This window comes from Nodosilinea sp. E11 (assembly GCF_032813545.1).
GTDB lineage: Bacteria > Cyanobacteriota > Cyanobacteriia > Phormidesmidales > Phormidesmidaceae > Nodosilinea.
The window spans coordinates 4,229,441-4,244,958 of record NZ_CP136520.1; the positions used below are offsets into that span (position 1 = coordinate 4,229,441).

A 15,518-nucleotide genomic window follows, 5' to 3' on the forward strand; every position below is an offset into this window, starting at 1 on the left:
CCTAGTAGACCAAGCCCGGTGTTTTGTTGGGCGTTCTCTCCAGAATCAGGTGCCCATGAAAATTGCAATTACCGGAGCAACGGGGTTTGTTGGCAGTAGCCTGGTAGAGCGGCTGCAACGGGAAGGCCACAGCATTGTGGTACTCACCCGCAGTGTCGACCACGGTCGTCGAGTGTTTCCCTCCGTCGCATTCCCCAATGTTGAAGTGGTGGGCTATAGCCCCTTAGCGTCGGGCGATTGGCAGACCGGCCTGTTATCGGGCTGTGATGGCGTGGTCAACTTAGCCGGTGCCCCGATCTCCGAGCGCTGGAGCGACGAGCACAAGCAGGCGATTATGGACAGCCGCAAGGTCGGCACCGAAAAGCTGGTGGAAGCGCTGGGGAAAGCCGATCCCAAGCCGACGGTGTGGGTCAATGCCTCGGCGATTGGCTACTACGGCACCAGCGAAACCGCTGCCTTTGACGAAACCAGCGCCCCGATTGAAAACGACTTTCTCTCCCAGGTATGCCAGGCTTGGGAAGCAGCGGCTCAGCCCGTCACCGACTATGGCACCCGTCTGGTGATTTTACGCTTTGGCATCGTGCTGGGTATGGGCGGTGCGGTGGCTAAAATGCTTACCCCCTTTCGCATGTTTGCCGGAGGGCCAATTGGCAGCGGTCGTCAGTGGTTTTCGTGGATTCATCGCGACGATCTAGTAAATTTGATCATCAAAGCACTGCAAGATCCGCAGATGACCGGGATTTACAACGCTACCGCCCCTAACCCTGTGCGAATGGCCGAATTTTGCAAAACCCTGGGCAAGGTGCTCAACCGCCCCTCCTGGCTGCCTGTCCCCGACTTTGTGCTGGAAGCTATCTTAGGCGATGGTGCCCAGGTGGTGCTCGAAGGACAGCAGGTGCTACCTAAGCGTACTGAAGGTAGTGGGTTTACCTACCAGTACGCCCAGGTCAAAGACGCCCTTGACGAAATTGTTTAGAAATTGTTTAACCTTACGCATCGATCCTAAGACGCGCCATGGACATTGGTGATCTGCGCCGCGACTATACTCAGCGAGGGTTAGATTGGGATGATCTCGACCCCGACCCCTTTGCCCAGTTTTCGCTGTGGTTTCAGCAGGCTTGCGACGCCGATTTGCTAGAGCCCAATGCCCTGGTGTTATCGACGGTAGCGCCTGGAGGTATGCCCTACCAACGCACGGTGCTGCTCAAGTATTTTGACCACAATGGGTTTGTGTTTTTTACGAATTATGGCAGCCGCAAAGCTCAGCACATGGCCGAAAATGCCCAGGTGTCGCTGCTGTTTCCCTGGTATTCTCTAGAGCGTCAGCTGGCGATCGCCGGTACCGCCAGCAAAATTTCGGCGGCTGAGTCCCTGCGCTATTTTTCGTCCCGGCCTCGGGGCAGTCAGCTTGGGGCCTGGGTCTCGCAGCAGAGCAATATCATTTCGTCGCGACAGTTGCTCGAGATGCAATTCGAAAAAATGAAGAACAAATTTCTCAACCAGGAAATTCCTCTACCCGATTTTTGGGGGGGCTATCGGGTGAAACCGATCAGCTTTGAGTTTTGGCAAGGGCGGCCTAGCCGACTTCACGATCGCTTTTTGTATAGCCAAGGCGAGGACGGTTGGACTAGAGTCCGACTGTCACCCTAAACCAGCAGACTAAAATCTACCTGCTGGTAAATATCCATCATGGGCAGGCGGGCATTGGTAATCGCCAGTTCTACGACGCTGTCGAGGTCGGTTTGGGCTGTCATACCCCACAAATGTTCTTCGGCGCGGTAAAACTGCTCTACTCGGGCCTCAGTTTGGTGTACAAACACATAGGCTTGCAGGTAAGGAATGGCTCGACAGTGGCGAAACATGCCCTCTCGCTCTGGCAGCGTAGTGGCGTCTGGATTGTAGCCCAGGGTCGGGACAGACAAAATTTCAAAGATAACGCAAGGGTTGAGTACCCGATCGTCTTGACCGTCGTGGAGGAGGGGTTCACCGGCTACCACCATTAAGTCAGGGTAGACGCCCATGCCTTGTTCTGGCAGCCATACCTGCACTCCCCTGGGCAGCACTTCGTACAGACTATGGCCACAGGTGACATCCATCAGGCGCATCAGATTGCGTAAAATGCGCCCCTGGTTAATCGAACTATCACTCATAGCAATCTTCGGCTTCGCCCCCGACAACGACATTGCGAATGCGTAAGCTGGGGCCACCGCAGCCCACAGGCAGTCCATTTTGTCCGCCTTTGCCACATCCGCCCGACTCATCCCAGTAGAAGTCGTCGCCAATAGCCTCAATGTCGGCTAGGGTGCGAAACACGTTGCCCGACAGGGTAACATCGCGCACCGGTTCTGCCAGCTGGCCGTTGCGAATCATCCAGGCTTCGCCAGCGGTAAAGGTAAACATTTCGCCATTGGTCATCCCCTCTAACCAGTTGCGAGCATAGACGCCTTCTTTGATGTCAGCAAACAGGTCGGCAGCAGGGGTGGTGCCGCGCTCAATCCAGGTGTTGGTCATCCGCACCAGCGGCGAATAGTGGTAATTGAGGCAGCGGGCGTTGCCGGTGGGCTGCTCGCCCAGTTTGCCCGCCGTCTCGCGAGAGTGCAGCCGCCCTACCAATACCCCATCTTGGATGAGCTGGGTGGTGGTGGCGGGGGTACCTTCATCGTCGTAGAAGTAGCTGCCCCGGTGGCCAGGAGGGGCGGCTCCGTCAAAAATTTGTAGGTTGGTCGGGCCAAATCGCCGACCCATGCTCATCGACTCCAGCAGGTCAGGATTTTCGTAGGCCATGTCGGCTTCGGACAGGTGGCCAAAGGCTTCGTGCACAAACAACCCGGTCAAAATGGGGTCAATGACGACCTGGTAGGCTGCCCCCCGCACCGAGGGTAAGTCTAGAGCGGCTACGGCCCGTTGAGCCGCGCCCATTACCTGCGTATCCAAGTTGGCTAAATCTTCGTAGGCTTTGCGAGAGCCGGTCGTTTCGCGCCCTGTTTGCACGGTGTCGCCGTTGCGGGCCGTCGCGGCAAAGCGCATTTCCATGTCTGACCAAGCTTGGTCAATCAGGGTGCCTTCTGAAGTGGCTAGAAGAACCCGTTGAGCAACATCGGTATAGCGCACGGAGGTGGTAGCAATGCGGTTGTCTACCCCTTGCAGCAGGTCGGCGTAGTGGTGGCACAGACTCTTCTTGTGCGTCAGGGAGATCTGGCGTGGATCGGTGCCTTCGAGGGGCAGGCGGCGGGTAATTTGTACCGCTTCGATTGGAGCTAGCAGGGTTTCATCGTGGCCCACCCGGCGAGCCGCGTCGACCGCCGCCTCTACGCAGGGGACTAAGCTCTCCAGGTCATTGAAGCTGGCAAAGCCCCAGCCCCCCCGGTAGCAGGCCCGCACATGGCCACCAATGGCGATCGCCTCGCTGAGCGTTTCGGTCTGGCCACCCCGCAAAAAAATATCGGTGCCTTCAGACTGCTCTAGGCGAATCGCCAGATAGTCTACCCGTGGCCCCCAGCGATCGCATAGCTCTTGCAATCGGGTCTTTGCCTGATCAATCGCTTCAGCCATACCGTTTAATTCCCAGCCCGTTTCCCCAAATGTATCATTCAGCCGCCCCCGCTCTCAGGCTAAGATTACAGGCTAAAATCACAGGTATGACTACAGAATTTGACTACACCCTACCGCCCGCCGTGCGGCGGATTGCAAGCTCCTTTCGGGTCGTGGGCTGGGCCAGTTTTTGGGTGCAGATCGTGCTAGCCGCCATCTCTAGCCTGGTGCTGCTGTTTGCCAGTATCAATCTAACCGCGCGATCGGGGGCGGGGGGCGGCAACCCTGGCACTGGTGTGGGGCTATTGCTTGCTGGTCTGGGGTTAGTAGCGGTTTACTTCAATGCTTTTTGGGCCTTTCGCTACACTCGTTTGGGGCGGCGGTTGCGCAGCCGCGACACCACCAAACGCCCCAGCCCCAAAGACGCCATTCAGGCGCTGCGGTTAGGCACCGGCATCAGCATGGTCGGTATGCTAGTGACTCTGTTTGGCAGCCAAGCCCTGATTGGGTCGCTGCTGGGTAAGGCCCTGGCTCAGCCTCAGGGCGGCACAGTATTTGTGCCCGGCAACATTAATCAGTACGTCGAAGCCTTTGACATCTTTGTGGTGCAGGCCAATACCAATACGCTGCTGGCTCACTTTGTGTCGTTGGCCGCTACCCTATGGCTGTTACGCACGGTAAACCGCGCCTAGGCCATTACCATGCCGCCATCGACGTTAAAGACCTGGCCAGTAATGTAGGCTGCTGCTGGGTCTGCGGCCAAAAATTTCACCATGCCGGCAATATCCTCAGGCTGGCCAAACCGCCCCAGGGGAATATATTTAAGAATGTCTTCGGTGTTAGACAAGTCGCCGGTCATATCGGTTTCGATGAAACCAGGGGCGACGGCGTTGGCGGTGACGCCTCGGCTGGCCAGCTCTTTAGCCACGGTTTTGGTAAAGCCAATCACCCCTGCCTTGGCGGCACTGTAGTTGGCCTGGCCAGGGTTGCCCATTTGCCCTGCCACCGAGGCAATGTTGATAATGCGACCCGATCGCTGTTTGAGCATCAGCTTGGCCACGGCGCGGGTGCACAAGAATACGCCGGTCAGGTTGAGGTCGATTACCGCCTGCCAGTCTTCGGGTTTCATGCGCAGTAGCAGGGTGTCGCGGGTAATGCCGGCGTTGTTGACTAAAATATCGACCCTGCCAAAGGCCTCTAGGGTGCCGCTAATCAGCGCGTCTACCTGGTCGGCTTTAGAGACATCGGCCTGAATTGCGATCGCACTGCCGCCCCCCTCAACAATCTCAGCGACAACCACTTCTGCCGCCGCACTAGAATTGGCGTAGTTGACCACAACCTGGGCACCCGCCGCCGCTAGGGCGATCGCTACTGCCCGACCAATGCCTCGCGATGCTCCCGTTACAACGGCAACCTGGCCCTTTAGGGATGGGGATGATGTGCTCATGGGGTCACCTCGCTCAGCAAAACGTGCCCACTGTTTTTATCACAAAATGGGATGCGATGGATTGAAAACTAAAGTACAAGGTGAAGAAAGCTTCCTTCGTAGGCTTCTGCCCCAAACTTCGGACTTTTATACTCAAGCCGGATCGCATAAACCCGGTTCCTAAAAGGTAAAATTGTAGGGGAAAATGCCATTCGCCCCGTCGAATCGGGGATAATCAAGCAGGATTTGCTCTAAGAAGAGATTTTTATTGTTGGGGTTGCCGCGTCAGCGGCATGAACGATTGGTATTAGGCTGGGGCTGAGCGTCACATCTTTGTAATTGTCTGTTGAACTTCCAATTAATTAGTCGTCTCAGCAACTTTGGGATCATCACATTCGGCATTGCCAGCCGCTTTCAAGCTGCCGAGCAGACTGGCCACAACCACACACTGCTTGGCGGTGGAGTTGTCAGTGTTAACGCTAATCACAAAGGGTGGAACATCGCTAGTAACTGTGGTGTCACCTTTTCTGAAGGTCGGCGACCCGCGATAGTCAAAAGTTACGGTGTCAAAGCCGGTATCTTTGACCGCTCCTGGACCCACTAGATAGGCTGACAACTTCACGTTACCAAGATTGCTACCTTGACCCAATATTAAGTCAGTTCCATTGACCCTGGCTCTAGGTACAGGGGCATTAGGATCTATAAAGACAGATATCGATATCCGCCGTTGAATGGCGTCTTGCTGGGCATTTTTGAGGGTCTGCATCAGGTCGCTTCTAACTGTGTTCGCCCGTTGCCGGTTGAGAAATGCTAGCCAGCCTGGGGCAGCAATGCCAGCTAGGATGCCAACAATAATCACCACCACCAGCACTTCTATCAGGGTAAACCCTGAATCTTGGTTAATTTTGTGGACGGTAAAGGGTTTCATGACGGGCAACACCGGTAATAGATGGCACAACCAAAACAAGTATAGGTAGTGATCCTGGCTCAATTATCTATTTTTCTCAACAACTCCCCGCACCTGGACTTCGGTACTGAGGGTGGGCAAACTGCTGCCCTGACTGGTAGGCCCAAACACGGCTGTAACCCCACCCGTGGCGGTGCTACCCCGCAGAAACATGTACAAACTCTGGTTGAGGGCGTTGCCGGCAACATCCGGCTCTCGAACACAGATGAAAAAGTTGTTGGAGGTGGTTGCAGCGTTGGCTGGGGATGGGACTAACCCAGTGGGGCAGGCAACCGCCACAGTGGCGGAGTGGTTATCGATAAAGTCGGTGAGCACGACCGCGTTACCCCTGGTATTGCCGGGGCCCCTTTCCCACCCAGCAAAGTCGTTGCCGGGTTTAGAGGGGTCGCTATAGCCGGAGGTGGGTGTGAGATTACCGAGATTAGAATAATTGCTCAGCTCGTAGCGAATGATGCGCCTGGGGCCAGACCAGAGGTTGCTGTCGTCGTTGGCGCGGTGAAAATAAATCACCAGATCGTAAACATTTTGACGCACCTTTAGGGTTTCGCACTCTTCTTTTTGAGCGACAGGGCAAGTTGCTGGTAAGGCGGCTACGTTGATGGGCTTCAGTCGCCAAAAGGCCAACACGGGGCTAGCCCCCGCTGGGGCATCGTTAAGCTGACCCATAACAGCATCAGGCGTGGAATAGACATAGACAGCCTCTCGGACGTCTCGGGTGATGTAGTCTAGGGCACGGCGAGTATCTTGCTGGGCCTGGGTCAGTCGTTCTTCTCTCGCATTGACGCCTAATAGCTCGACCACCAGGTAGAGCAAACTACCGATAATAATTGAGCCTACAACGATCGCAATTAACAGCTCAATTAAGGTAAAACCCTGCTGTTTTTTTCGGCTGCCACTGTGCTTTAAAATCCAGCGGGTCAGAGGGAGGGAAGGAGGGTTAGATGACATTGGGACTACCTACCCACAGAGGGTAAAGAACAAGAACGCCGGGAAGGGTGGTTTAACGAGGTAATAGACGGGATGCGGTACTTAAGGGGTAGGAGGCGCTGGTGCTGGTGCTGCTGCTGGTGCGGCACACACTGGAGGCAGGTTTGCGGGGGCAGCACCGCCATTGAGGTAAGTACTGAGGTTGCAGAGAGAGTCGCCCTGGTCGCTGGTGGCGATGGTGGTGTGGAGCACTGCCAAGGGGCGCGTGCGACGCCCATTCTCATTGCTGGTCATCACCAAGGAGGCCGGAGCGGTGGTTAACGTGCCAGCGGCATTGATGTCGTAAACTCGCACCCCCATGGCAAAGGCCACCGGCACACCGTTGGCATCCTGACCCGCCGTCCGATACCGCTGCACTAAAAAGTCGTTGGTGCCATCGCCAGTGACATCTACTCCAACGGCATTAGCCACGTTATTGCCGTTGGCTGCATTGAGGTTGGTGGGCGCAGGGACGGCGGCAACGTTGCGATCGCCCACCCCGACAGCCACAGGGGGAAGCTGGGCGACTGTGTAGCCGCCTCGTTCTACTGCTACGCGCACTCTGTCGATTTCGCTTTGGGCCAGGGCTAAAGCTTGTTCCGACTTTTGGCTGTGCACCCGCGTTGCCACCGACAGCACCATGGTGGGAGCAATAGCACCCGATACCAAGGCCACCATGACGATCGCAACCAGACATTCAATCAGAGTGAGGCCCTGATCGGGGGCCTTGGGGTTGAGCCCCAGGGCAGCGGGGGTAAGGCGATCGCCAAAGCCCCCTAAACGATGTCTGAACGATGGAGTAATCATAGTGCTTGTCCTTGGTGGTAGTGGCGAAACGGCTCTGTTTAGGAGGCGACCCTAGGAGGCGACTCAGCACTCAGCTAGGCAGGGCAGTTGCCGCGGATGTTGGCGTCATAGACGGGAGCAGCACCGGCTCTATTAGCACAGCGGAGGTTGACGATATAGGGATCGTCGGCGGGCAGCTCGCGGAAGTACTCGCTGCGGGGGGTGTCTACCGAGACAAAGCGGCGGGCGGCAGCAGCGGGAGGGTAGTAGAGCAGAGCTGGGTCGTAGCCCCAACGGCGGGTGGGGGGGTTGTAATAGCCCAACTGCTCTCCTGCTCCTCTACCGGCAACGGGGTTAGCGCCGGGTTCCCAGGCATCGTGCTCGAAGGGGCCGGTAGAGCCAGTCGTAAAGTTGAGCTGCAAGAACGAACCAGCAATGTTGAGGCTTCTGCCGCCCCAGTGTTCAATGAGTCGAGGGAAGTTGTGCAAACCCCCATAGCCCTGGTTGGGGCGAGTGGGCACGATGCCTGCAATGAAGACACCGTTGACGGAGATATCATCGTTAGCCACCTGTCGAATATTCAACCGGCGATTAACTTCGCTGGTGCTCAGGCTGGTCCAATCTCCCGACGCAACGTGGGTATTAAGGGGTTCGGTATCCACAAAGGCATTCCCGTTGCGGTCGACAAAGACTGGGCCGGTGGCACTGCCTTCTCTGACGACGGCTTGGGCTGTGTTAGGACGGCTCTGGTTCATGTAAGACGTCGCGGTGCCGCTCAACGCCGTGGGTCTGGCTAAGAAAGTATCATCCACGTCGCCATCGAGGAACCCCGGCGACAGAATAGTGAACGCATCGGCCAAAACCTCTACCGGACGCCAGCGGTCTGTAGCAGGCTGGGCAAAGTTTTGGTTCAAATTTGCCTGAGTTCTGTCGCCGTAAAAGTTGGCCTCGGTCCAGTTTTTGTCGCCCACGAGAGCGGTAAATTCTTCCATGGGGCCTGGGTTAGCACCTGTGGCAACTTGGCCATTAGCGGGGTTGATAGTTCTGGTTCTACCGAAGTGGCGGTTGAAGTTGCCCTGGATGTAGACGCTGTTGTCGGTGACAAAGGTCATGCCCACCGCGCGGTTGTAGTTGCGGCTCATGTCGTCGCCATTGCGGAGCCGGAAGCCGTGGGGGCGACGGTCGGGGTCGGCCACAAAGTCTACTGGCTTTAGGCTAACGCCTGAGGTGGTCAACGGTGGGTCTTGCTCGGAGCCGGGGGTGGTGACCATGCGGCAATTGGCGGAGGTAACGGTGTCAACTGTTAGACAGGCGGCGGCGTTCTGATTAGTTCTTTTGGGCCGCACAATTTCGTCTTCTCGCACGGCATCTTCTCGGAAGGCGTAGACAATCCCCTCAGTAAAGGCGTCGCAATCTTGGGTATCGGCATCGCAGGCTATATCAGAGATCCAGTAGTCGGCATTAACCGCGGTAGAAACTGGGCTATTAGTTAACCTGCCCATGTCCATATCCAGCACCCGGACGGCCAGTTGCTCACGGCCATTGAGAATGCCTTTGTCCAAGAAGGAAACCGTAGCCCCGGTTAAGTTGGTAGTCACCACGTTTCCAGAAGTATCGAAGCAAGCTTGTTGTTGGCCACAGATGTTGATGCTGAAGGCTCGATTGTCGTTGTTGACGTTGGTAGGCAAGAGGGTGTCTGCCGTCACGGCGCTAGCGGGAGTCACCCAGGTGGTTAGGGCTGTTCGAGAAGCGGGCACTGCCGCAATGCGGTTCACGGCCCGAATAATATTGTTATCCTGAACAGCCTGGTTAGTGTCGTAGTCCGCAGCTAGCGCTACGGGCTTATACCGAGTAGCCCCGCTGTTTTGGTTTTTAATATAAGTCTGGGTGATATATTCCTCAGGGGGTTGTTGAGAATCCCCCACATCGGGTTGGGCATGGTAGCCCGTCCCCAGGTGGGAGTGACTTTGCAGGGGGAAGAGGTAGTACAGAGAGGGGTTACGAATGGGCAGTTCTTGTTGCATACTGCAACCCACTAGCCCAGATATGCCGACGTTGTCATCACCGCCACCACCACCGGGCAATATAGGCCGGAAGACGTTAGGGTCGCAGTTGGTTTTTAGGTTAAAGGTATATCTCGTGTTCCCTACACCGTACTCCACGGGGACAACATATCCGGTCTGGTCGTCCCAGGCTAGAGTTCTGGGAGTAGTAGAGGTAAAGTTTTTCTGAGGTCTACCCGCCCTAAAGCCCCGATCTCGATCGCGCACAAGGGAGTAGATCCGGTTAACACGAGTAGCAAATTCTTCAAACTTATCCACGTCGGCCTGTGCAATATTCCCTGTGCCGTGGGGGAACAGTGCTTTCCACTGAGTAAAGGTAATTCTGTTGAAATATTCCGATGCTCCACCGAGGTTTATACCGTTATTTTCGACAAATCCGCCGAGGGGTCTGTCTCTGTTCGCGGGTAAGAGGGTAGCGCGTAGAGCAGTGCTAGTTTTTAGGGTTTGACCACTCAAAAAGTTATTGCGCAGATAGGGAAGGGTCTGATCAATCAGGTACTGATCGGTGGCTGCATCCCCATTATAAGGAGCCGTTACACCACGGATTACCCCATCTGCATCAAAGAGGATGTTGCCGTTAGCATCTTTAAGGGGGGTGCCATCGATCCTCTCAATAGTGCTATCGACGGGGTCAACAATAATAAGCTTCCCATCAGGCGTGGTCACAATTTCTCCGGTCGTTGCATCCCGCTTTGCTAATTGGGTTCTGAGGATGTTGTTGATGCGATTGCGCCTCCATTGTGCTCGGTTGAGGTTGTAATTCGTTAACCGTTGCACCAAGGTAACCCCATCATCATTAAAGTTGCTGCCGGGGTCGGTATTGTTTCTAATGTATGCAGCAATTGCACCCAGTAAATTATTAACCCGTCCGCTGATGCTAGTGAGGTTGTCAAAGCTAGCCAGGCTAGATAGCGCGTCATACTCGTTCAGTTCTTCCTGAAGGTTGTAGGCGAGCAGGCCTAGGGTGCAAGCGGCGGAATGGACGGTGGCTTGATCGGCTGGGCTAAGGGCATCAAAATTGGCAGCCGAGTCTAGTCCATTCTCTTCAATGATCCGCCGCAGCGGAGAGAAATCTCCCCACATGGCTTGGTGGGGGAAGGGATGAACAACATTGGGCTCCTGAACGGCTGGAAAGGACGGGGCACCCCCATTAGGGTCTCCAGCAAAGTAGGCCAGGTTGCGAAGGGCAATTCCTAGGGGTTGATCCGCTACCACCTGAGTACGAAACTTTGTTGAGCTATTAAAGGCTGCGTTGTACTGAAATTCCCAGCCATTGGTTCCCTGACCATTCAAGAAATCGGCCTTAACGCGGCCATTGATCCACTGGGCAAAGGTTCTGCTGTTGGCAATAGTTTGGGCTGTACCAGGGTGTGCTGTTAACGCTACACATGCTGCCGGGAACGTGCCATTGCTGGCCATTGGACCTGGCCCTTCGTGATGGTAAACCACCATGCCCTGAACTGCGGCTAGGTTATCCCGCAGGGCACGCTTCTGGCGATATTCGTTAGCCCCAATTATGGTGCCGACGGTTGGCGCACCGTTGGGAGGATAGAGGCGATCTGTTGGGGCGGGCGTGTTTGCCGGAGGACGCTGCTCAGGGTTTAGAGTTGGCCGGGATGGTTCAAAGTTCCACCGACTAGGATTGCCCAGTTCTAAGCGTTCACCCACAATTAAACGCAGACCATAATTCATGCCCTGGCGTTCCCAGTAGCCATCCAAACCGGTTTCGGGATCGGTTAATAGATCAGCACCCGTAATTTTGCTACCAGCGGGCCGAGTAGCCGAAACGGCCAGGTTTGTATCAGTATCGCTGTAGCGAGGTTTTGGCCCCCAGCGGTTGTCGGCCCTGGAGAAGTCATCTACAAAGGGCTTGGTCACCCGTTTGTTAAAAATGCGTTCTCCGGTAAACAGCCGGTTGGCCTCCCAGGCGGCATTGTCCCGAGTCCAGGCACCCTTATTGGTGTGAACCAGGCGATCTTCGGTAAACAGCACCAACGGATTTACCGCCACATCGGCTGGGGCACCACCGCTGACAGAATCATTGGCCGCAGTTAGCCGCTGATCGGTAATCGGTACTTCTCGGTCACCATTGAAAACGTGGAAGGTGGTATTGTCGGTACCCGTGTTGTAGTTTGCATCCATAGGCACGCCATGGACGATCTGCCCTTGGAACGTACCATCTTGGGATGGTACGCCAACGGTGATTTCTGAAGCTTCTTTGCCATACACGCAGGACCTGTGGGAGCTGATCATATAGGAGGTCAGCGTAGTCCCACCACCGGTCGCCATCAGGCTGCTATCGGTGTGCATGGCCCCGTTGATAGTGAACTGGGCACCAGGGTAGATTTCCATATCGTAGCGGAACCAGGCGGCCCACTTGTTGCCCCGGTTGGCAATCCGCGATTGCTGAAACTCAAAGGCTTCTACCGTTCTGTTGGCGTTGTTTGCGTTGGGCACAAACACATTAATCTGAAAATTCTTTTGTAGGGTGCTGGTGGAGCCATTGTTTACCACCTGCCAACCTTTCTCAGCTCTGGCGTTGCTACAAATTGAAGTGGCTTCGGTGGTGGCTAGAGGCCCGGTTCGGGTTACTAGGGCATTGGCTTTAGCCTGGGTTACCGGGCTCGTTAGACCCTGGAGATTAGCGGCACCAGCGGTCGCCCGTGGATCGGCCGGGGTGGCCTCGTCATCCACCACAATTGAGTAAACAATAGTTTCTCTATTGGCATCGCTGACAAATGACCAGGCGTTGTCGAGGGTGCCGTCGCGGTTGATGTCTAGTCGTTGTTCGTCGGGCAGGGTAAAGGGGTCGTTGGGCAGGGGCACTATCCCAGGCTCGTAGGGGGCCGCCAGCATCATGCTGGCTAAGAAGTCGCCCGTGGGCAGGCCGCTGGGGAAGCGATTGTCTTTGTTGAAGATAAACTCGATTTTGGCTCTGGCTCGGTCTAGGGCCGGAGTGGCCGCGTTGGAAATTACCTGCTGTTCGCGCTGGGAGATCGCCATATCGCTGCGGGTAAACGAGCGATAGGTGAGGGCGGTGGCGGTGAGCACCACCATCAGCACCAACAAGACTGTAGTGGGTAGCACAAAGCCCGACCGGGCCAGGCGGGCCGGTCGGTTGGCTAACAGTACAAGTTGTAGCAGCCCGGTAACTAAGCGCTTGAGTGCCGCTTGGGGAAGCCGCAAAGCTTTTCGCAGTAGATGACGACTCATGTTTTTAAGACCGATGTGCCAAACAACAAAACCTGAAACTCGCGTGGGGTAAGACCGATTTAGGAGGCAGTAGCCTCACAACAGGGGGGACGGCAGATAGCGTAGAAATTTAAAGGGGTAGACGCCGGGTGGGGGTGCCTTTGACTGGCGTTAGGGCAAGGGGGTCTTCCATAGCCCTCAAGCCAAGGCGCGTAAACGCTAACGGTGCTTCTACGGAAGCTGACCAACGTTTACCTACAAAATACCCAGATATTGTATCTGAGCGATCACTGGCTGACAGTTGCCTGATTTACAGGGCGATCGCGGGTTACAAACTCGATTTTCTCCCCATTATTCCTGGAAATGCTCAAAATGACCTCTGAACCTGTACCTTTGGCCTCTATCTTAGTGAGAACTTCATATTGTGTACTGAGTATTTTTTCGAGACTTAATCGAGTTTGCATAATCTTTTTCCGTAGATAGTGGTCTAACTACGTAGACTTTATAAACCAGATTGTGACGGGGCAATCAATCAGTATCTATGCCCGCAATGCTAGCCAGGGCATGGGCGTAGGCCTCTAGGCCGGTTCTCAGATCGCTGAGGTCTTGACGGAGAGTAGGTTCGAGTTCCCAGCCCTTTTCGTGGGCGACAGCGCTGACGCCCTGGGGCTTTTGGGCCTCCCACTCTTGCAAAATGGGATGCCATTTAGAGAGAAAGGGGCGCAGGCCGTGGTTGAGGACAGCGATCGCAATGCCGCCCACTGACTCTTTAGAGGCCCCGACCCGAGGGCCAGCAGTACGTAAAATCTCGCGGGTAGAGCCAAACAGGCTGTAGAGCGAGTTGAGGGCTTCTCGCACCAGTCCGGCGTTGGCATCGAGGGGTTGCACGGCTACGCGGGTGACGAGTTCGATGTAGAGTTCCCAGGCGGCAGCGCGCTCGGTGGTGTCGGGCTGCCATTTGGCGGAGCCATCCCCCAAGGTAGGCTGACGGAAACCTCTGTAAGCTGAACCGCGTCAAATTTGGCCATAGGAGCTGGGGAAAATGTTTGGCCCTCATTATAGAGCGTTGGCCGGGTGGCCCGTTCCCCGATGGCACAAACCCTGGTTCATGGCGCAGACCGCCCAGGAATAGAATGCTAGGGCGAATGGCTCAAACCATCTACAGAGGGTTGGCCTCAGACGGGCACGCCCATTCAAGGTAGTTCCCCATTTAGACAAGCTGTGCGGTACCAAAGACCCCAGGGTTCTTCTGAGCAGGATAAAAAGCCCTGGCTACCCATAGAAGAACCCTGGGGTCTCAACTGGCGCTATTCCGGCAGCTTGTATTGGCTGACAATGCGCTTGGCAAACTCAGGCACATGGGCGGCGAGCTTTTGCGGATAGTTGCGCTTGACGTAGAGGTAGTTGCGGGTGAAGTGGGAGTCGATGGAAAAGCGGGCGTACTCTAGACCCTTGGGGCCGATGCGCTCGATCACCACGCCCATCAGTTTGGCGGCCCACATGGGCAGCGTCACCGCCTTGTCGTAGGCGGGAATGCTCTGCTGCACGGCGGCTTTGCGATCGCCCTCAGACATCACCGGCTGGGTATCGAGTTGATCCATGACTGTATCTAGCATGGCTTGGCCGCGATCGTTGCGCACCACAATCCACTGCCAGCCAAAGGGGGCACCCATGTAGCCCACTACCAGGTCGGCTAGCCCATTCACATAGTCAAAGCAGCTCATGCAGGAGGGGGCAAACACATCTTTGAGCTGGTTGGTTTTAAGGCCAAAGAAGGGCACGGTTTCGGTGGAGCCGTCGGAATGCTTGAAGTGCACCCGAAAGTCTTGCATAAACTCGTAGTGCACCACCGTATCGGGCGATCGGCTGGTGGTTTCGAGAAACTTTTGCAGGCCAGCCCGGCTGACGTTATCGACGCAGGGGGTACCCAGCACGTAGAGCTGCTCTAGGCCGAGCTGTTTTTCGATCGCTCGCAGCGCCTGGATCTGGCAGCCGACGCCAATCACCAGCAGCCGCTTCATGCCCGACTGCTCGACTTGCTCTAGCACCGACAGGTTGGGCGATAGGGTGGGCTTGTTAACCCGCGCCGCCAAAATCTCCTCGGGGGTGGTGGCCAGCACGGGCTGGGGCTGAAAGCGATCGCTCTCGGTATTTTGAACGCACACCACCCCTTCGACCAACCCTTGGGTCAGCATTTCGATCGCGATCGTGCTGACAATGCCGGTCCACTGAGCGCCCTCAATCGGCTGCTGCTTGCGGGCGGCCATCATGTCCTGGTGGACGCCGAAATAAACGTCATCCTCTGCCTCTAGGTCGCGGCTGCGCCCGTGGGTCTGCTGCTCTAGGGTGGGAAACTGCTGATTGAGAAAGGCACAGGCCTCTTTGACGTAGTGGATGTAGTAGGTATCGCAAAAGCCGCACTCGCTACAGAGCTCTTTGGCGGGGCGGGTGGCCCCAGGGCGCAGGGCTTTGGCTTTGTTGTGGGGAGGCTGGGCCAGGGTCATAGGAGCAGGGGTGGGGTTGGCAATAACGACTGTCATTCACCATACCGCACGGGTTTGGGCCGATTGGCGCGATCGCCCCAATT

The 15,518-nt window shown here is 56.0% G+C and carries 11 protein-coding genes and 1 pseudogene; 3 read left to right on the forward strand and 9 right to left on the reverse strand.

What is annotated here, in order from left to right; genetic code table 11:
• Positions 1–55 precede the first annotated feature (55 nt).
• Both RRF56_RS21010 and pdxH read left to right on the forward strand, forming a co-directional pair.
• Positions 56–976, forward strand: coding sequence for a TIGR01777 family oxidoreductase (locus tag RRF56_RS21010; RefSeq protein ID WP_317035112.1), 921 nt, complete (start codon positions 56–58; stop codon positions 974–976).
• Positions 977–1,014: 38 nt separating this feature from the next.
• Positions 1,015–1,650 carry a pyridoxamine 5'-phosphate oxidase gene (pdxH, locus tag RRF56_RS21015; protein WP_317035113.1) on the forward strand — a complete coding sequence of 212 codons (636 nt, stop codon included), beginning with the start codon at positions 1,015–1,017 and terminating at the stop codon, positions 1,648–1,650.
• Here pdxH and RRF56_RS21020 read toward each other — a convergent pair.
• The gene (locus tag RRF56_RS21020; protein WP_317035114.1) at positions 1,647–2,150 is read right to left on the reverse strand and encodes a Uma2 family endonuclease; all 504 of its coding nucleotides are present in this window, start codon (positions 2,148–2,150) and stop codon (positions 1,647–1,649) included. The two genes, pdxH and RRF56_RS21020, sit on opposite strands and share 4 nt — an antisense overlap.
• The gene (locus tag RRF56_RS21025; RefSeq protein WP_317035115.1) at positions 2,143–3,552 is read right to left on the reverse strand and encodes a TldD/PmbA family protein; all 1,410 of its coding nucleotides are present in this window, start codon (positions 3,550–3,552) and stop codon (positions 2,143–2,145) included. The genes RRF56_RS21020 and RRF56_RS21025 overlap by 8 nt, the downstream gene beginning before the upstream one ends.
• An 86-nt stretch (positions 3,553–3,638) precedes the next feature.
• On the opposite strand from RRF56_RS21025, the gene RRF56_RS21030 reads away from it, so the two are divergent.
• The gene (locus RRF56_RS21030; protein WP_317035116.1) at positions 3,639–4,223 is read left to right on the forward strand and encodes a DUF3611 family protein; all 585 of its coding nucleotides are present in this window, start codon (positions 3,639–3,641) and stop codon (positions 4,221–4,223) included.
• Here RRF56_RS21030 and fabG read toward each other — a convergent pair.
• The 7 genes and pseudogenes from fabG to RRF56_RS21065 all read right to left on the reverse strand — a co-directional run bounded on the left by fabG (position 4,220) and on the right by RRF56_RS21065 (position 15,435).
• Positions 4,220–4,978: a 3-oxoacyl-[acyl-carrier-protein] reductase gene (gene fabG / locus RRF56_RS21035; RefSeq protein ID WP_317035117.1), complete on the reverse strand. Its 759-nt coding sequence runs from the start codon at positions 4,976–4,978 to the stop codon at positions 4,220–4,222. The two genes, RRF56_RS21030 and fabG, sit on opposite strands and share 4 nt — an antisense overlap.
• Before the next feature lie 337 nt (positions 4,979–5,315).
• Positions 5,316–5,885, reverse strand: a complete 570-nt coding sequence (locus RRF56_RS21040; protein ID WP_317035118.1) for a prepilin-type N-terminal cleavage/methylation domain-containing protein — start codon at positions 5,883–5,885, stop codon at positions 5,316–5,318.
• Between the two features lie 63 nt (positions 5,886–5,948).
• The gene (locus RRF56_RS21045; RefSeq protein WP_317035119.1) at positions 5,949–6,872 is read right to left on the reverse strand and encodes a type II secretion system protein; all 924 of its coding nucleotides are present in this window, start codon (positions 6,870–6,872) and stop codon (positions 5,949–5,951) included.
• 81 nt (positions 6,873–6,953) lie between these two features.
• The gene (locus tag RRF56_RS21050) at positions 6,954–7,697 is read right to left on the reverse strand and encodes a prepilin-type N-terminal cleavage/methylation domain-containing protein (RefSeq protein WP_317035120.1); all 744 of its coding nucleotides are present in this window, start codon (positions 7,695–7,697) and stop codon (positions 6,954–6,956) included.
• A 74-nt stretch (positions 7,698–7,771) separates the two neighbouring features.
• Positions 7,772–12,952 (reverse strand): hormogonium polysaccharide biosynthesis protein HpsA, encoded by a 5,181-nt coding sequence (gene hpsA, locus RRF56_RS21055; RefSeq protein ID WP_317035121.1) that lies wholly within the window; start codon positions 12,950–12,952, stop codon positions 7,772–7,774.
• A 507-nt stretch (positions 12,953–13,459) separates the two neighbouring features.
• Positions 13,460–13,959: pseudogene (locus tag RRF56_RS21060) on the reverse strand (hypothetical protein).
• A 279-nt stretch (positions 13,960–14,238) separates the two neighbouring features.
• Positions 14,239–15,435 carry a Coenzyme F420 hydrogenase/dehydrogenase, beta subunit C-terminal domain gene (locus RRF56_RS21065; RefSeq protein ID WP_410510658.1) on the reverse strand — a complete coding sequence of 399 codons (1,197 nt, stop codon included), beginning with the start codon at positions 15,433–15,435 and terminating at the stop codon, positions 14,239–14,241.
• Between the last annotated feature and the right edge of the window lie 83 nt (positions 15,436–15,518).